Annotated in this window: 15 protein-coding genes, 1 tRNA gene and 1 pseudogene; 11 read left to right on the top strand and 6 right to left on the bottom strand. The window is 72.4% G+C overall.

Going from position 1 to position 17,527, the window contains the following annotated elements; genetic code table 11:
* The 7 genes and pseudogenes from ACZ4E1_RS32710 to ACZ4E1_RS32740 form a co-directional block, all read left to right on the top strand.
* Positions 1-300, top strand: a pseudogene (locus ACZ4E1_RS32710) (UTP--glucose-1-phosphate uridylyltransferase); the annotation flags it as partial.
* A gap of 4 nt (positions 301-304) precedes the next feature.
* Positions 305-1,654, top strand: coding sequence for a molybdotransferase-like divisome protein Glp (gene glp / locus ACZ4E1_RS32715; protein WP_467546351.1), 1,350 nt, complete (start codon positions 305-307; stop codon positions 1,652-1,654).
* A 99-nt stretch (positions 1,655-1,753) separates the two neighbouring features.
* Entirely contained in the window at positions 1,754-2,233 is a 480-nt protein-coding gene (moaC, locus tag ACZ4E1_RS32720) for a cyclic pyranopterin monophosphate synthase MoaC (protein ID WP_467546353.1), read from the top strand.
* Positions 2,230-2,781, top strand: coding sequence for a MogA/MoaB family molybdenum cofactor biosynthesis protein (locus tag ACZ4E1_RS32725; RefSeq protein ID WP_467546355.1), 552 nt, complete (start codon positions 2,230-2,232; stop codon positions 2,779-2,781). Before moaC ends, ACZ4E1_RS32725 begins: the two co-directional genes overlap by 4 nt.
* A gap of 17 nt (positions 2,782-2,798) precedes the next feature.
* Entirely contained in the window at positions 2,799-3,446 is a 648-nt protein-coding gene (locus ACZ4E1_RS32730; RefSeq protein ID WP_467546357.1) for a GNAT family N-acetyltransferase, read from the top strand.
* A 172-nt stretch (positions 3,447-3,618) separates the two neighbouring features.
* On the top strand, positions 3,619-4,782 hold the full coding sequence (gene sepX / locus ACZ4E1_RS32735) for a divisome protein SepX/GlpR (protein WP_467546359.1): 1,164 nt from the start codon (positions 3,619-3,621) through the stop codon (positions 4,780-4,782).
* Positions 4,783-4,873: 91 nt separating this feature from the next.
* Positions 4,874-4,947, top strand: a tRNA-Ala gene (locus ACZ4E1_RS32740).
* Between the two features lie 92 nt (positions 4,948-5,039).
* Here the strand turns inward: ACZ4E1_RS32740 and ACZ4E1_RS32745 are convergent.
* Positions 5,040-5,546 (bottom strand): GNAT family N-acetyltransferase, encoded by a 507-nt coding sequence (locus ACZ4E1_RS32745; RefSeq protein ID WP_467546361.1) that lies wholly within the window; start codon positions 5,544-5,546, stop codon positions 5,040-5,042.
* A 48-nt stretch (positions 5,547-5,594) separates the two neighbouring features.
* Here ACZ4E1_RS32745 and ACZ4E1_RS32750 point away from each other — a divergent pair, with 48 nt between their 5' ends.
* Positions 5,595-6,419: an exodeoxyribonuclease III gene (locus tag ACZ4E1_RS32750; RefSeq protein WP_467546363.1), complete on the top strand. Its 825-nt coding sequence runs from the start codon at positions 5,595-5,597 to the stop codon at positions 6,417-6,419.
* A gap of 88 nt (positions 6,420-6,507) precedes the next feature.
* On the opposite strand, the gene ACZ4E1_RS32755 is transcribed toward ACZ4E1_RS32750, so the two are convergent.
* From ACZ4E1_RS32755 to ACZ4E1_RS32770, 4 genes are all read right to left on the bottom strand, one after another.
* Positions 6,508-6,705, bottom strand: a complete 198-nt coding sequence (locus tag ACZ4E1_RS32755) for a hypothetical protein (RefSeq protein WP_467546365.1) — start codon at positions 6,703-6,705, stop codon at positions 6,508-6,510.
* Positions 6,706-6,797: 92 nt separating this feature from the next.
* Positions 6,798-7,673, bottom strand: a complete 876-nt coding sequence (locus tag ACZ4E1_RS32760; protein ID WP_467546367.1) for an SDR family oxidoreductase — start codon at positions 7,671-7,673, stop codon at positions 6,798-6,800.
* Positions 7,670-8,638 carry an alpha/beta fold hydrolase gene (locus ACZ4E1_RS32765; protein WP_467546369.1) on the bottom strand — a complete coding sequence of 323 codons (969 nt, stop codon included), beginning with the start codon at positions 8,636-8,638 and terminating at the stop codon, positions 7,670-7,672. The genes ACZ4E1_RS32760 and ACZ4E1_RS32765 overlap by 4 nt, the downstream gene beginning before the upstream one ends.
* Positions 8,635-10,206 carry a flavin-containing monooxygenase gene (locus ACZ4E1_RS32770; protein WP_467546371.1) on the bottom strand — a complete coding sequence of 524 codons (1,572 nt, stop codon included), beginning with the start codon at positions 10,204-10,206 and terminating at the stop codon, positions 8,635-8,637. The genes ACZ4E1_RS32765 and ACZ4E1_RS32770 overlap by 4 nt, the downstream gene beginning before the upstream one ends.
* A 186-nt stretch (positions 10,207-10,392) precedes the next feature.
* On the opposite strand from ACZ4E1_RS32770, the gene ACZ4E1_RS32775 reads away from it, so the two are divergent.
* Positions 10,393-11,016, top strand: a complete 624-nt coding sequence (locus tag ACZ4E1_RS32775; protein ID WP_467546586.1) for a MerR family transcriptional regulator — start codon at positions 10,393-10,395, stop codon at positions 11,014-11,016.
* A gap of 12 nt (positions 11,017-11,028) precedes the next feature.
* Here ACZ4E1_RS32775 and ACZ4E1_RS32780 read toward each other — a convergent pair whose 3' ends face one another.
* The gene (locus tag ACZ4E1_RS32780; protein WP_467546373.1) at positions 11,029-14,301 is read right to left on the bottom strand and encodes a S41 family peptidase; all 3,273 of its coding nucleotides are present in this window, start codon (positions 14,299-14,301) and stop codon (positions 11,029-11,031) included.
* 291 nt (positions 14,302-14,592) lie between these two features.
* On the opposite strand from ACZ4E1_RS32780, the gene ACZ4E1_RS32785 reads away from it, so the two are divergent.
* A complete protein-coding gene (locus ACZ4E1_RS32785) occupies positions 14,593-15,177 on the top strand; it encodes a TetR/AcrR family transcriptional regulator (protein ID WP_467546375.1) in 585 nt (194 codons plus the stop codon).
* A gap of 112 nt (positions 15,178-15,289) precedes the next feature.
* Entirely contained in the window at positions 15,290-17,509 is a 2,220-nt protein-coding gene (locus ACZ4E1_RS32790; RefSeq protein WP_467546377.1) for an MMPL family transporter, read from the top strand.
* The last annotated feature ends 18 nt before the right edge of the window (positions 17,510-17,527 follow it).

Below are 17,527 nucleotides of genomic sequence, written 5' to 3' on the forward strand. Positions count from 1 at the left end.
GGCCGCTACGTCCTGGACCCCCACGTCTTCGACATACTGCGCAAGACCGAACCCGGCCGCGGCGGCGAGATCCAGCTCACCGACGCCCTCCAGCAACTCGCGGCGACGTATCAATCAGCGACTACTGCCGCGGGGAAGGTCGGCGGCCCCGTCCACGGCGTCGTCTTCAAGGGCCGCCGCTATGACACCGGCGACCGTGGAGACTATCTGCGGGCCATTGTCAGACTCGCGTGCGAACGTGAGGACCTGGGCCCCGACTTCCGGACCTGGCTTCGCAGTTACGTCACCGAGGAGATGTAGGACCTTGAGCAGCGCGACCACGCCCTCCAGCAGTCACGGCCACCTCTGGTCGGTGGACGAGCACCTGGAGGACATCCTCAGCACCGTCCACCCGCTCGACCCCATCGAGCTGCAACTCCTCGACGCCCAGGGCTGCGTGCTCGTCGAGGACGTGACGGTGCCGGTCTCGCTGCCCCCGTTCGACAACAGCTCGATGGACGGCTATGCGGTGCGCGTCGCCGATGTCGCGGGCGCGAGCGAGGAGTTCCCCGCCGTGCTCACGGTGATCGGCGACGTCGCGGCAGGCCAGTCCGAGCAGCCCACGGTCCGCCCGGGCCAGGCCGTCCGCATCATGACCGGCGCCCCGCTGCCGCCCGGCGCCGAGGCCGTCGTCCCCGTCGAGTGGACCGACGGAGGGCTCGGCGCGGGCCCCGTCAGCACCATGACCGCCCACAGCGCCGCCCCCGAGGGCGCATCCGGCGAGGTCCGCGTCCACCGCGCCGCCCAGGAGCGCGCGCACGTCCGCGCGCGGGGCAGCGACGTGAAGGCGGGCGACCGCGCCCTCGCCGCCGGCACCGTGCTCGGCCCGCCCCAGATCTCCCTGCTCGCCGCGATCGGCCGCGGCACCGTCCGCGTACGCCCCCGCCCGCGCGTGGTCGTCGTCTCCACCGGCAGTGAGCTCGTCCAGCCCGGCGAGCCGCTCGCCCAGGGCCAGATCTACGACTCCAACAGCTTCGCGCTGACCGCCGCCGCGCGGGACGCCGGAGCCATCGCCTACCGGGTCGGCGCGGTCGCCGACGACGCCGAGACGCTCCGCTCCACGATCGAGGACCAGCTGATCCGCGCCGACCTCGTCGTCACCACGGGCGGCGTCAGCGTCGGCGCGTACGACGTCGTCAAGGAGGCGCTCTCCGCGATCGGCGATCCCGACGAGGAGGAGGGCATCGGCGCGGGCGGCGGCGTCGAGTTCCGCAAGCTCGCCATGCAGCCCGGCAAGCCGCAGGGCTTCGGCTCCATCGGCCCCGACCACACCCCGCTGCTCGCTCTCCCGGGCAACCCGGTGTCCTCGTACGTCTCCTTCGAACTGTTCGTCCGCCCCGCGATCCGCACCCTCATGGGGCTGCCCGCGGGGAACGTGCACCGGCCGCAGGTCCGCGCGAAGCTCACCGCCGACAAGGCGCTGACCTCGCCGGACGGCCGTCGCCAGTTCCTGCGCGGCGCCCACGACCCCGCGACCGGCACCGTCACCCCGGTCGGCGGCGCCGGCTCCCACCTCGTCGCCGCCCTCGCCCACGCGGACGCCCTGATCGTGGTCCCCGAGGACACCACCTCCGTGGAGCCCGGCACCCAGGTGGACGTGGTCCTCCTGGGCTGAGCACCTGCCCGGCCGCCGGAGGCTCGCGGTAGCGTGTCGCGCACAAACTGTCCGGCGCGCCGCACCGCGCACGGCTCGGATCGGGAGCGCCCCAGCACCATGAGCACTTCGCAGGACCGACTGACACACATCGACGAGGCGGGCGCCGCCCGCATGGTCGACGTGTCGGAGAAGGCCGTCACCGCGCGCACGGCCCGCGCCAGCGGGCGGGTCCTCGTCTCGCCGCGCGTGATCGAGCTGCTGCGCGGCGAGGGCGTCCCCAAGGGAGACGCCCTCGCGACCGCCCGCATCGCCGGGATCATGGGCGCCAAGCGCACCCCCGACCTCATCCCGCTGTGCCACCCGCTGGCCGTCTCCGGGGTGAAGCTCGACCTGTCCGTGGCCGACGACGCCGTGGAGATCCTCGCCACCGTGAAGACCACGGACCGTACGGGCGTCGAGATGGAGGCCCTCACGGCGGTCTCCGTCGCCGCGCTCACCGTCGTCGACATGATCAAGGCGGTCGACAAGGGCGCCGTCATCTCCGACGTGCGCGTCGAGGAGAAGACGGGCGGCAAGTCCGGGGACTGGCACCTATGAGCGACGCGTACCGCGCCCTGGTCGTCACCGCGTCCAACCGCGCGGCCGCCGGCGTCTACGAGGACAAGGGCGGCCCCCTGATCGCCGCCGGACTGCGCGCCCTGGGCTTGACCGTCGAGGGCCCCCAGGTCGTCCCGGACGGCGACCCGGTGGAGGCCGCGCTGCGTGCCGCCGTCGAGGCCGGGTACGACGTCGTGGTCACCACCGGCGGCACCGGCATCTCGCCCACCGACCGCACCCCCGAGGCCACCGCCCGCGTTCTGGACCGGGAGATCCCGGGCATCCCGGAGGCGATCCGCGCGTACGGCCGGGAGAAGGTGCCCACGGCCGCGCTCTCCCGTGGCCTCGCGGGCCTGGCCGGGCGCACACTGATCGTGAACCTGCCCGGTTCGAGCGGAGGCGTGAAGGACGGACTCGCCGTCCTCGAGCCGCTGCTCACGCACGCCGTCGACCAGATCCGCGGCGGCGACCACCCCAGACCGGACGCCGGACCCGATGCCGGACCCGGCGCCGGGCCCGCTGCCCACGCCCCCGGGGGTGCGCACTGAACAGCCCGTCCTGGCCCGTGGTCCTGGCGGAGGGCGATGTCGTCCTGCGCCCCATAAGGCTGCGCGACCAGCGCGCCTGGCGTGAGGTGAACCGGCGCAACCGCGACTGGCTGCGCCCCTGGGAGGCGACCATCCCGCCGCCCACGCCCAGCGGCCCGATCACCCACCGCCCGACGTACCGTCAGATGGTCCGCCACCTGCGCGCGGAGGCGAACGCGGGCCGGATGCTGCCCTTCGTCATCGAGTACCAGGGCCGTCTGGTGGGGCAGTTGACCGTCGCCGGGATCACCTGGGGCTCGATGTGCGCGGGCCATGTCGGGTACTGGGTCGACGAGTCCGTGGCCGGGCGCGGGGTGATGCCCACGGCCGTCGCGCTCGCCGTCGACCACTGCTTCCGCACGGTGGGCCTGCACCGCATCGAGGTCTGCATTCGCCCGGAGAACGGGCCGAGCCGCAGGGTCGTGGAGAAACTCGGATTCCGCGAGGAGGGCCTGCGCCCGCGCTATCTCCACATCGACGGGGCCTGGCGGGACCATCTCGTCTTCGCGCTCACCGCCGAGGAGATCCCCGAAGGGCTCCTGAAGCGGTGGCGGCGCGAGCGGCGCAGCAAGACCGCAGGTCCGAGCGGCTCGAACACGCTCGACCCCGGCGCCCCTTCGAAATGAAATAAGTGTTCGAATTTGATCGCGGATCGACCGCCGGAGGCATTAAATTCCCGTCCCGGGCGGCCGGTTGATCGCATCAGTCGCAAAAAATGCTCGAAATATCAGCCAGATCGTGCGACACACCGGCTCAATTGGCGGATGGCCCCACGCAAACCCCTCTACGGTGTGAGGCGTGAGCAGCAGCGGCCTCATCTACGCAGTCATCGTCGGGGCCTGGGCCGCCTACTTGGTGCCGATGTGGCTCCGTAGGCAGGACGAGCTGAACGAAGCCCGTCCGACGGAACGCTTCAGCACCGCCATCCGGCTTCTCTCCGGCCGGGCGGGCATGGAGCGCCGATACGCCAAGGACCTGCAGGCGCGCCCGCCCGAGGCGGACGAGCGGCCCGGCGACCCGGCCGACCCGGACGCGACCACCGATGCGGTGGACGTCCGGGCCTTTGTCGCGCCCGCGGCAGGGGAGCGCAAGCCCCCCGCGCGGCGCCGCGCCCCCGAACCGGAACCGGCGCCCGAGCCGGAACCGGCCGCCGAGCCGGAACCGGAGGCCGCGCACCCGGCGCGCCCCGCGCGCGACGCCGCGGCGGCCGCGCAGGCCCGCGCCCGCCGCACCAAGGTCCTCGCGCGCCGCCGCCGCACCACCGTGCTCCTGTTCGCCGCGTTCTCCCTCGGCGCGGTCGTCGCCGCGGTCGGCGGCGTCGCGTTCCTGTGGGTGCCCGCCGCGCCCGCCCTGCTCCTCAGCGCGTACATCGTCTATCTGCGCGCCCAGGAGCGCCGCCGCTTCGCCTACGTGATGGACCGTCGCCAGGCCGAGATCGCCGCCCAGCGGCTGCGCGAGCGCCAGCCGCGCCGCCGTCAGCCGGCCGCGCAGCGTGCCGCGGCCGAGGACCTGGAGGACGGCCCAGAGGTCACCGAGCCGGCCACCGACCCCGGGCTGGAGGCGCTCGCCGCCGACCGGCGCGCCCTCGTCGAGCAGACCGACCACGCCGAATGGGTCGACCAGCAGCGCGAGCGGCAGGCACGGCCCGGCGCGGGCGACAGCTGGGACCCCGTCCCGGTGCCGCTGCCCACGTACGTCACCGCGCCGGTCGCCCCGCGCGCCGGCGGCGGCATCGACTACGGCGCCCCGGAGACCTGGAGCGCGGCCCGCTCCTCCGCCGCCGAGCAGTCGGCCCCCGAGGAGCAGGAGTACGAGCGCGAGCAGACCGCGGACGACGGGCGCAGCGACGCCCGCCGCGCCGCCTCGGCCCGCCGCTCCCGCGAACGCGGCCGTACTCCGCTCTTCGACCAGTACGACAACGGCACGGGCGCGGACGGCCGGCCGCGCGCCGCCAACGAGTGATCGGGAAGCCCGCGGCACCCACCCGGCTGACCAGTCCGGGAGCGGATTTCCGAGCACCCCGATCGGGATGCTAGAGTTTCACTCGTTGCAAGGGCCTGTGGCGCAGTCTGGTAGCGCACCTCGTTCGCATCGAGGGGGTCTGGGGTTCAAATCCCCACAGGTCCACCGCAATTGAGAACCCCGCCGGGTAACCGGCGGGGTTCTTCGCTGTTCCGGGCCGGAACCGCCGTGGGCGGCCCGGCCCGGAGCGGTCCCGGCTAGAGGGGCTTCGCGAAGCAGCGGCTCAGTTCGTCGAAGCGGTAGTGGCCGAACTTGGCGCACGGCGCGTACCCGCTCGACGTGTAGAGCGCTATCGCCTCCGGCTGCTTGGTGCCCGTCTCCAGCACCATCCGGGTCCGCCCCGCCGCGCGCGCGTCCGCCTCCAGCGCCGCGAGGATCCGGCGGGCCAGACCCAGGCCGCGCGCCTCCGGCGTCACGTACATGCGCTTCAGCTCGGCGTCGCCGTCCGCGTACGCCTCCTCGTTCGCGTCCTGGGTGCGCCAGCCGCCCGTGGCCAGCGGGGTGCCCTGCGCGTCGTAGGCGATCAGGTACAGCCCGCGCGGGGCGTCGAACATCGTCGGGTCCAGGGGTGTGACATCCCCCTCGTCGCCGTAGCGCTCCGCGTACTCGAGCTGCACCCGGTCGTTCAGCGCGATCGCGTCGGGGTGGCCGAAGGAGACGGGGCGCAGGGTGGGCGCCAGGGTCGGCGCGGGCTGGATACTCATACAGGCGATCGTAACTCTATGCGTGTCGATTCGGGGAGGACGTTTCCAGTGTGCCGGTACCGTGGCCGGGTGCTGACTGTGACCACTGTGAATGTGAACGGGCTGCGGGCCGCCTCCAAGAAGGGCTTCGTGGAGTGGCTGGCCGAGACCTCCGCCGACGTCCTGTGCCTCCAGGAGGTGCGCGCCGAGGCGCAGCAGCTCCCCGAGGAGGTGCGGGAGCCCGAGGGCTGGCACGTCGTGCACGCCCCGGCCGCCGCCAAGGGCCGGGCCGGCGTCTCCCTCTACACGCGGCGCGCGCCCGAGCGCGTGCAGGTGGGCTTCGGCTCCGCCGAGTTCGACACCAGCGGCCGCTACGTCGAGGTGGACCTGCCCGGCGTCGTCGTGGCCAGCCTCTACCTGCCCTCGGGCGAGGTCGGCACGGACCGCCAGGACGAGAAGATCCGCTTCATGGACGAGTTCCTGACCTACCTGAAGAAGCTGCGCGTCCGCGCCGCCGCGGACGGTCGCGAGGTCGTGGTCTGCGGCGACTGGAACATCGCCCACCGCGAGGCCGACCTCAAGAACTGGAAGAGCAACAAGAAGAACTCCGGCTTCCTCCCCGAGGAGCGGGAGTGGCTCGGCCGTGTCCTGGACGAGGCGGACGGCGGCTACGTCGACGTGGTCCGCGCCCTGCACCCCGAGGTCGAGGGGCCGTACTCCTGGTGGTCGTACCGGGGGCGGGCCTTCGACAACGACTCGGGTTGGCGCATCGACCTCGCCGTCGCGACGCCGGGGCTCGCCGGCAAGGCCGTGAAGGCGTTCGTCGAGCGGGCGGCGACCCACGCGGAGCGGTGGAGCGACCACGCGCCCGTGACGACGGTGTTCGACCTGTAGGAGGCGTCGCGCCCCCGCGGATGCGACGATCCCCCGACCGGGGCCCCGGTCGGGGGATCGTCAGGTCCTCAAGGACAGGCGGTGCGCGTCAGCCGCGGTCCATCCGGTCCCGGGCTTCCTGGGCCTTGTCGCGGGCCTCGTCCATGCCCTGCGAGCCGCGCTCGCTCGCCTCGTCCTGGGCCTGCTGCGCGCGCTCGCTCGCCTCGTCCTTGCGGCCGCCCATGGCGTCCTTGGCCTTGTTGGCGAGGTCTTCGGCCTTGTCCTGGAACTGGTCCTTGATGCCCATGCTTGTTCACTCCTGTGGTGGGTGAGGGGATCGGGCTGCGACCAGCCTTGCATGGCGGGATATATGCCGCATTTTGATCACCTCGCCCCGGTTCAGGAGCTGCGGGTCGTCTCGTCGGCCGCGCCGCCGGCGCCCACGAGCCCCTTCGACATCCCGTCGAAGCGCCCGTCGAAGCGCCGCACCTCGCGCTGGCCGACCGCCCCGATGATCCCGGGCAGATAGCCCCGGATCCCCTGCATGCCGCGCAGCCACCACTGCGCGTACACGTGCGAGGAGCGGCGCTCGATGCCCGCCACGATGCGGTCCACGGCCGGGCTCAGCGGGTACGTCTTGTTCGCCGGCCAGGGCAGCCGCCCGCGCAGCTCGCGCATCACGTCGTCCTGGTCCGCGCCGCGCACCATGTCCGTGTCGGTCCAGGACAGGTAGCCGACGCCCACCTTGACGCCCTTGTAGCCGACCTCGGCCCGCAGGCTGTGCGCGTACGCCTCGACGCCCGACTTCGACGCGCAGTACGCGGTCATCATCGGCGCCGGTGTGATCGCGGCGAGGGAGGCGATCTGGAGCAGGTAGCCACGCGACTCCATGAGGACGGGCAGGAAGGCGCGGGCGGTGACCGCCGAGCCGATCAGGTTGACCTCGATCACCCGGCGCCAGGCGGCCGGGTCGGAGTCGACGAACGGGCCGCCGGTCGCGACGCCGGCGTTGGCGACGACGATGTCGACCTTGCCGAAGCGCTCCTTGACCTCCTCGGCGACCCGGGCCATCTGCACGTGGTCCGTGACGTCCGCGTGCCACCAGTCGGCGTCCGAGTGCAGCCGGCCCGCGACCTGCTTGAGCTCGTCCGGCTCCAGGCCGACCAGTGCGATCTTGGCGCCGCGCGCCGAGAGCTTGCGGGCGAGGAGCTCGCCCACCCCGCGCGCCGCCCCCGTGACGACCGCGACCTGTCCTTCGAGACTGACCTTGCTCATGCGGCTTGCGCCCCTTCCTCGGACTGCACGTTCTGCTCGGACTGCACGTTCTGCTCGGGCTTCAGGTGCTTCTCGCTGAGTTCCCGGATCTTCGCGGTGACCGCCTCGGGCGCCTCGACCGGCGTCATGTGGCCGAGCCCGGCCAGCTCGGTCAGGCCCTCGCTCTGCGGCAGCGCGGCGGCGATGCGCCGTGCGTGCACGGCCGGTGTCATCCGGTCGTGGGTGCCCACGAGTACGGCCGTCGGCACGGTCAGCGCCTCCACGCCCGCGTCGACCTGAAGTGTCGCCAGGACGTGGGACCAGCCGGAGCGGACCCCGCGCGGGCAGGCGTGCACGATCCGGGCGCACGCCTCGACCTTGTCGGGCGCCGAACCGGGGCCCATGGTGGCGTACTTGAGGACCTTCTTGCCGACCGGGGTGACCGGCCCGAGCGGTGCCTTCGATCCCAGGACGGCCTTGGTCAGGCGGGTGCGCAGCCCGCTCGGCGGGATCGGCAGCACCGTCGACTCGGCCACCAGGCGCGAACTGCCCGTGCTGCACAGCAGCACCGCCGCCGCGTGCTCCCGGACGCCGGGCCGGGTGGCCGCCGCCATGATCGTCATGCCGCCCATGGAGTGTCCGGCGAGGACGGCCTTCTCGCCCGGTGCGAGCGTCGCCGCGAGCACGGCCTCCAGGTCGTCGGCCAGCATGTCCACCGTGTACGGGAGCTGCGCCGCGGCCGGGCTGCGGCCGTGCCCGCGCTGGTCGTAGGCGATCACGCGGTGATCGGTGGCGAGCGCCCGGATCTGCGCGGCCCAGAAGGCCGTCGAGCAGGTCCAGCCGTGGGCCAGGACCACCGCGGGTGCTGACTCGGGCCCGTGCACCTCCGCGTGCAGCCGCGCGCCGTCCGCCGAGACGACGGTCAGTTCGCGGGCGGCGGGCGGTGGTGCGTAGGGCCCGGACGTGACGTGCGTGAGCCGGCTCATGCGGCCTCCACCTTCTTCTTCGTACGGGCGGTCTTGGCGGGTGCGGACTTCTTGGCGGCGCTCGCGGCGGGCGCGGCGGGTGCGGGGCGCACGACCTCGTACTCCCCGACGTCCACATGCCGGGTGGCCTGCCGGAACTCGGTCGTGGTGCCGGGCCACACCGTGGTGTTGACGCCGTTCGCGTCCAGGTACCAGCTGTCGCAGCCGCCCGTGTTCCACACGGTGCGCTTCATGCGGTCCTGCACGCGGTTGTTCCAGCCGGTCACGGCGCTCTCGCGCGGGGTGAGGGCGACCCGGCCGCCGAGGACGTGCAACTGCCGCATGTAGTCGGCGAGGTAGTTCAGCTGGGACTCGATCATGAGGATCATCGAGGAGTTCCCGAGGCCGGTGTTCGGGCCGATGATCGTCATGAAGTTGGGGAAGCCGGCGGCGGTCGCGCCGCGCAGCGCCTTCATGCCGCTCTTCCACGACTGCATGAGGGTGTCGCCGTCGGCGCCGACGATGCGGTCCGCGATCGGCATGTCGGTGACGTGGAAGCCGGTGCCGAAGACGATCGCGTCGACCTCGGCCTCGCTGCCGTCGGCGGCCACGAGCGTGTTCCCGCGGACCTCCTTCAAGCCGGAGGCGACGACGTCGACGTTCGGCTGCGCGAGGGCCGGATAGTAGGTGTTCGAGAGCAGGATCCGCTTGCAGCCGATGCGGTAGTCGGGGGTCAGCTTGGCGCGCAGCGCCGGGTCCTTGACCGCCCGGTGCATGTTCGCCCTGGCGATCCGCTCGACGAGCCCCAGTTCTTCGGGCCGCTTGGTGAACGCCTGGACCTGGAGCTCGCGGATGCCCCACAGGATGCCGCGCCGGGCCTGTGTGGTGAAGGGGAGCTGGCGGTGCAGCCAGCGCTCGGCCTTGGTGATGTTCCGGTCGGCGCGCGGCATCACCCACGGGGGCGTGCGCTGGAAGAGGGTGAGCTTGCCGACCTGCTTCTGGACGGCGGGCACGATCTGGATGGCGGAGGCGCCGGTGCCGATCACGGCGACGCGCTTGCCGCGCAGGTCGTAGTCGTGGTCCCAGCGGGCCGAGTGGAAGACCTTGCCCTCGAAGGTGTCGAGCCCCGGGATGTCCGGCGTCTTCGGGTCGGAGAGCGGTCCGGTGGCGGAGACGACGACGTCGGCGGTGAGGGTGCCGCGGGTGGTCTCGACGACCCACCACAGTTTCTCCGCGTCCCAGCGGGCCTGCTTCACCTCGCTGTCGAAGCGGATGTGCGGCCGGATGCGGAAGACGTCGGCGACGTGCTCCAGGTAGTCGTGGATCTTCTCCTGGCCGGAGAAGGTGCGCGGCCAGTCCGGGTTCGGCGCGAAGGAGAAGGAGTAGAGGTGCGAGGGCACGTCGCAGGCGCAGCCCGGGTAGCTGTTGTCGCGCCAGGTGCCGCCGACGGTGCTCGCGCGCTCCAGGACGACGAAGTCGGTGATGCCCTCGCGCCGCAGCCGGACCGCCGCGCCGAGGCCGCCGAACCCGGACCCGATCACCGCCACCCGTACATGTTCGTGTTCCTGCCCGGCTTTCTGCTCGGCCATCCGGCGCCTCCCGTGCCGCGCGACTCTGCCAGTGAACACTGGCGCAATGGGAGACTAGAGCAGCTCCGTACTCATGGGTAGGGGTCGGGGCGAGGAAAGTTACCGCCAGTACGACATAGGGTTCCGGCCGTGGGCGACGAAACGACGAGGGGCGACGGCGAGCGCGTGGACCACCGCGAGTACCGCATGGAGGAACTGGCCGAGGCGGCCGGCATCACGGTCCGCACCGTGCGCTTCTACCGCGAGCGCGGCCTCATCAAGCCGCCCCGTCGCGAGGGCCGCATCGCCTGGTACGACGAGACCCACCTCGCCCGCCTGCGCACGGTCGCCGCCCTCCTGGAGCGCGGCCACACCCTCAACGGCATCGCCGAACTCTCCGACGCCTTCGACCGCGGCCGGGACGTCGGCGAGCTCCTCGGTCTCGGCGAACCCACCGAGGAGACCCCGGTCCGTCTCTCCGCCGCCGAACTCGCCGACCACTTCGCCGGCCAGGACACCCCGGAGAACCTTCAGGCCGCGCTCGACCTCGGCTACCTCGGCACCGACGGCGAGGAGATCGTCCACATCTCCCGCCGCCTCCTCGACGTCTCCTCGGCCCTGGTCCGCGAGGGCATCCCCCTCGCCGAGGTCCTGGCCGCGGCCGCCACCGTCCGCGAGCACGCGAACGCCCTGGCCGACCTCTTCGCCGACCTCGTCCTCGCGCACGGCACGGAGAAGGATGTCGAACGCCTGCGCCCGCTGGCCAAGTCGGTCGTCGAGGCGGAGCTGTCGCTGGCCATGGACCGCAAGATCGGCGAGGGCCGGTCCTAGAGCGGACGCACCCTAGGTCCCGCGCGGCGGCAGCGGGGGCCGGCGGCGGTCGGGGATGTCGGAGTAGTCGGGCGGGTCGAGGGCGCCCTGTTCCTCCAGGAGGTCCAGGGCCAGGTGGACGGCGTCGTCGAGCTGGGCGTGGCGGCCCTCGGCCCAGTCCAGAGGCGTGCGCAGGGCCTCGATGTCCGGGTCGACGCCGCGGTTCTCGACGGACCAGCCGTACTCGGGGAACCAGGCCGCGTTCATCGGCACCGTGATCACCGTGCCGTCGCCCAGTTTGTAGCGGCCGGTCATGCCGACGACGCCGCCCCAGGTGCGCTGGCCGACGACGGGGCCGAGGCCGAGCAGTTTGAACGCGGCGGTGATCATGTCGCCGTCGGAGGACGTGGCCTCGTCGGCGAGGGCGACGACCGGGCCGCGCGGGGCGTTCGAGGCGTAGGAGACGGCCTGGGCGTTGCGGGTGAGGTCCCAGCCGATGATCTTGCGGGTCAGTTTCTCGACGACGAGCTCGCTGATGTGGCCGCCCGCGTTGCCCCGTACGTCGACGATGAGGGCGGGGCGGGAGACCTCCATGCGCAGGTCGCGGTTGAACTGGGCCCAGCCGGAGCCGCCCATGTCGGGGATGTGCAGGTAGCCGCACTTGCCGCCGCTCAGTTCCCGTACGACCTCGCGGCGTTTGGCGACCCAGTCCTGGTAGCGCAGGGGGCGCTCGTCGACGAGCGGGACGACGGCGACGCGGCGGGCGCGGCCGTCGGACTCGGGGGGTGTGAAGGTGAGTTCGACGGTGGTGCCGCCGGAGCCGGCGAGCAGCGGGAAGGGGCCCGCGACGGGGTCGACGGGGCGGCCGTCGACGTGGGTGAGGACGGCGCCCTCGCGGATGCCGGTGCCGGCCAGCGGGGAGCGGGCCTTGGAGTCGGAGGAGTCGCCGGGCAGGATCCGGGTCAGCGTCCAACGGCCGTCCCTGCATGCGAAGTTGGCGCCGAGCAGGCCCTGGGCGCGCTGGTAGTGCGGCGGGCCCTCGTTGCGCCGGGCCGCGGTGACGTACGCGTGCGAGGTGCCGAGTTCGCCGAGGACCTCGCGCAGCAGGTCGGCGAACTCGTCGGGGGACGCGACGCGTTCGAGCAGCGGGCGGTACTGGTCGAGGACGCCGGGCCAGTCGATGCCGCACATGTCGGGGGCCCAGAAGTAGGCGCGGATGATGCGGCCCGCCTCGTCGAAGGCGCCGCGCCACTCGGCGGGCGGGTCGGCCTCGTGCAGGATGCGGCGCAGGTCGATCCAGATGGTGGTGTCGTTGTCGCCGGCCTCGGTGGCGGGCACGGCGCTCAGCTCGCCCTCGTCGCCGACGACGAGCCGCGTGCCGTCGCCGCTGACCGCGAACCAGTCCATGTGGTCGACGAGTTGGGTCTTCTTGCCCTTGGCCAGGTTGAAGTGTTCGAGGGTGGGCTGCGAGGAGGTGTCGGCGGGGTTGGCGAAGGTCTCGCCGAGCGCGCCCGAGATCGGCCAGCGCAGCCAGACGAGGCCGCCGCCCGCGACGGGATGCAGCGCCGAGTACTTGGAGGCGGCGACGGGGAACGGCACGACCCGGTTGGCGAGGCCCTCGATCTCCACGGTGGGGGAGCCGTCCCCGGTGTCCTCGACCGGGTCCAGGCCGCCGGCGGCGGTGCGGCCGTCGGGGGAGAGCGCGAAGGGCGACTCGGTCGCCGAGGACAGCGGGACGAGGTAGGGGCGGCAGCCGAGCGGGAAGGACAGGTCGCCGGTGTGCACGTCGTAGACGGGGTCGAAGCCGCGCCAGGACAGGAAGGCGAGGTAGCGGCCGTCGCGGGTGAAGACGGGGTTCTCGTCCTCGAAGCGGCCGTTGGTGACGTCGACGATCGTGCGGTCCTTGATCCGGGCCATCTTGATCAGCCGCAGGGAGCGGCCGATGCCCGGGTGCGACCAGGTCAGCCAGGCGCCGTCGGGGGAGAACGCGAGGTCGCGTACCGGGCCGTTCGTGGACCGGATCAGTTCGGTGACCTCGCCGCCGGACTCCTCGGACGCGTCGAGCAGCAGGACCCGGCCGTCGTTCGAGGCGATGGCGAGCAGCTCGCCGTCCGGGTCGGAGACCAGTTCCTGTACGCGGCCCAGGGCGCCGGAGGCGAGGCGGCGCGGGGCGCGGTCGCCGCTGGCGCGGGGCAGGTAGGCGATCTCGACGGCGTCGTCGCCGTCGGCGTCGGTGACGTAGGCGACCTGGCCGCCGGAGCCGAGCATCTCGGGGAGCCGGACGCGGACGCCCGGGGTGTCGGCGATGGTGCGGGCGGGACCGTCGCGGTGGGTCAGCCAGTACAGGGAGCCGCGCACGACGACGGCGCTGGCCCGGCCGGTCTCGTCGACGGACAGCGCGTCGACGTGGTGGGCGGCCGGGACCTGGTAGCTGCGGCGGCCAGGGCGCGGGCCGCCGAGCCGGACGGTGAGGCGGCGCGGCCGTGAGTCGGGGGTGAGGGCGTCGAGGATCCACAGTTCGCCGGCGCACTGGTAGACGACGCGGGTGCCGTCGGTGGAGGCGTGCCGGGCGTAGAAGGCGTCGTGGTCCGTGTGGCGGACGAGGTCGGAGCCGTCGGGGAGGCAGGAGTAGACGTTGCCGACGCCCTCGTGGTCGGAGAGGAACGCGATGCGGTCGCCGACGAACATCGGGGCGTCCAGGTGCCCGTCGAGATCGGCGAGGATGCGCTGCCCGTGCACCCACAGGCGGCCCTGGGCGCCGCCGCGGTAGCGCTTCCAGGCGGCGGGTTCGTGGGGCGGGGTGCCGGTGAGCAGGAGGGTGCGGCGCGCGTCCCCCTCGGCGGTCGGGAAGTCGGCGACCTGGATGTCGGAGACCGGGCCCCAGGGGAGTTTGCCGCCGGGGGAGCCGTCGGTGGGGACGCTGTAGGCGAACGTGAAGTAGGAGAACGGTTCGCCGTGCGAGGCGACGGCCAGGATGTCGCCGTCGGGGGTCCAGCCGCGGACCTCCGTGTCGGGGCTGCCCCAGTAGGTGAGCCGGCGTGCGGCTCCGCCGTCGACCGGGGCCAGGTGGATCTCGGGGTCGAGGCTGCGCCAGGTCGTGTACGCGATGTGACGGCCGTCGGGGCTGAAGCGGGGGTGGCCGAGTTTGGTGCGGTCCGCTGTCAGTCTCCAGGCGCGGGTCGCTCCGCTCAGGGGGGCCAGCCATAGGTCGTCCTCGGCCACGAAGCACAGGTGCTCGCCGCTCAGGTGCGGGAATCTCAGGTAGCCCGGGGTTGTCGTCGTCTCGGCCGTCGTGTCGTCCGTCACGTGTTCATGCTTTTCCGTTGTGGGGGGTCCGGCAACCGGGGAGGGGGGTTCCGTTTCGGTGCCGGGTGCGGGCCGGTGGGGCTTCTCGCGCAGTTCCCCGCGCCCCTGAAATGCAGACCCTTCGGGTCGCATTTCCCCGATGAGGCGCAGCCTCCTCAGGGGCGCGGGGAACTGCGCGGCCGGCCCCCACCGGGGCCGCACTGTGGCGGGAGACACGTACGAAACGGTTTCGTTTCGTTAAGGGGGCGGGTAGATTCGGGGAGGTAAGACGCCGAGTAGATGGGTTGCGGCATGACTGCGGAGCAGGTGCGGCGGAGTCGGATCACGCCTGAGCGTGAGGCCGAGTTGTACGGCGCCGTGCTCGATCTGCTCCGCGAGGTCGGTTACGACGCCCTGACGATGGACGCCGTGGCGGCCCGCACCCGGTCCAGCAAGGCCACGCTCTACCGCCAGTGGGGCGGCAAGGCCGAGCTGGTCGTGAAGGCCCTGCGCCAGCAGAAGCCGCACTTCGACGAGATCGACACCGGCACCCTGCGCGGTGACCTGCATGCGATGACGCTCCGCGAGGACGACTGTCACATGGAGCAGAACAGCGCGCTGATGCGCGGTCTGATGGTCGCCGTGCACGCCGATCCGGATCTCCTGGAGGCGTTCCGCGAGTGGATCATCGAGCCGGAGGTGTCCGGCCTCGACCGGGTGCTGCGGCGGGCGGTGGAGCGGGGTGAGATCCGCCCCGACAACCCGGCGCTCGGCTACGTGGTCCACATGCTGGTCGGCGCCTTCACCACCCGGACGTTCATCGACGAGCTGCCGCCCACCCAGGCCTATCTGGCCTCCTACATCGACGCCGTGGTCCTCCCCGCCCTCGGCGCCTGACCCCACCGAACAACCCCGCAGCACCCGCAGCACCTGACGCGACCGCTCACGTCGTCGGGCCGATGCCCCCTGCCCAGACTCAGTCCCACGACCTGACCGGGAGTACGCCCCCGTGGCCACGTTCCTCTACAAACTCGGCAAGTTCGCCTTCCGGCGACGCCACTTTGTCGCCCTGATCTGGGTGGCCCTGCTCACGCTCGCGGGCGTGGGCGCCGCCACCGCGCCGACCGCCGCCTCCAGTTCCTTCTCGATCCCGGGGACCGAGGCGCAGAAGGCCTTCGACCTGCTCGACCAGCGCTTCCCCGGCTCCGCCGCCGACGGGGCCACCGCCCGCGTCGTCTTCAAGGCGCCGGCCGGCGAGAAGCTCACCGACGCCGGCAACAAGGCCGACATCCAGGACACCGTCGCGCAGATCAAGGCGAGCTCGGACCAGGTGGCCTCGGTCGCCGACCCGTTCGCCGCCAAGACGGTGAGCCGGGACGGCACGATCGCCTACGCCTCGGCCTCGTACAAGGTCTCCGGCATGGAGCTGACCGACGAGGACCGGGACGCGCTCCAGGAGGTCATCGACGAGGCGCAGAAGACGGGGCTCACCGTCGAGGTCGGCGGTGACGCGCTGCAGGCCGTCCCGGAGACGGGCGCCACGGAGATCATCGGTATCGCGATCGCCGCGGTCGTCCTCGTGATCACGTTCGGCTCGCTGATCGCCGCCGGACTTCCGCTGCTCACCGCGCTCATCGGCGTCGGCATCGGCGTCTCCACGATCACGGCCCTGGCCAACGTCCTGGACCTGGGCTCCACCACCTCGACGCTCGCGATGATGATCGGCCTCGCGGTCGGCATCGACTACGCCCTGTTCATCGTCTCCCGCTACCGCGCCGAGCTGGCCGAGGGGCGCGAGCGCGAGGAGGCGGCCGGGCGGGCCGTCGGCACCGCGGGCTCCGCGGTCGTCTTCGCCGGGCTCACCGTCGTCATCGCGCTGGTCGGCCTCGCCGTCGTCAACATCCCGATGCTCACCAAGATGGGCGTGGCCGCCGCCGGCACCGTCGCCATCGCCGTGCTCATCGCGCTCACCCTCATCCCGGCGCTGCTCGGCTACGTCGGCAAGCGGGTGCACGGCCGCAAGGCCCGTAAGAACCTGGCCGCCACGGACGGACAGGCGCCGGAGAAGACGAACATGGGGACCCGCTGGGCCCGCTTCGTGCTGCGCCGTCCGGTCGCCGTGCTGATCGTCGGCGTCCTCGGGCTCGGCGCCCTGGCCGCCCCGGTCGCCTCGCTGCAGCTGGGTCTGCCCGACGACGGCGTCCAGCCCACCGACACCACCCAGCGCAAGGCCTACGACCTGCTGTCCGAGGGCTTCGGGCCGGGCTTCAACGGGCCGCTGCTCACCGTCGTCGACGCACAGGGCGCGGACGACCCGAAGGCCGCCGTCGACCGCGTCGTCTCCTCGATCAAGGGGACGGACGGCGTGGCCGCGGTCACCCCGGCCACGTTCAACAAGGCCGGTGACACCGCCATCGTCACCGTCATCTCGAAGTACCAGCCGTCCTCGACGGAGACCGAGGACGTCGTCCACGCGATCCGCGCGGAGGGCAAGGAGATCACGAAGGACACCGGCGCCGAGCTGAGCGTCACCGGCTCGACCGCGATGAACATCGACGTCTCGCAGAAGCTCAACGACGCCCTCGTGCCCTACCTGGCACTCGTCGTCGGTCTCGCCTTCCTGCTGCTGATGGTCGTCTTCCGCTCGGTCCTGGTCCCGCTCAAGGCCGCGCTCGGCTTCCTGCTCTCGGTGCTCGCCGCGCTCGGCGCCGTCGTGGCCGTCTTCCAGTGGGGCTGGCTCGGCTCGCTGTTCGGCGTCGAGCAGACGACCCCGATCATGTCGATGATGCCGATCTTCATGGTGGGCGTGGTCTTCGGCCTCGCGATGGACTACGAGGTGTTCCTCGTGACCCGCATGCGGGAGGCGTACGTCCACGGGGAGCGGCCGGCGCAGGCCGTCGTGACCGGGTTCAAGCACGGGGCCCGGGTGGTCACGGCCGCGGCGATCATCATGATCGCGGTGTTCGCGGGCTTCATCGGCTCCTCGGAGCAGATGATCAAGATGATCGGCTTCGGTCTCGCGATCGCCGTCTTCTTCGACGCGTTCATCGTCCGCATGACGATCGTGCCGGCGGTGCTCGCGCTGCTCGGCAAGCGTGCCTGGTGGCTGCCGAAGTGGCTGGACCGGCTGCTGCCGAACGTCGACGTGGAGGGCGAGGCTCTGCGGAAGGCCGACGAAGGCGACGCCGGCAAGGACGGCGACGCGGACCGGGAGCTGGTCAGCGCCTGACGGTTCGGGACATGGCCG

Source organism: Streptomyces sp. NPDC025806, assembly GCF_055558275.1.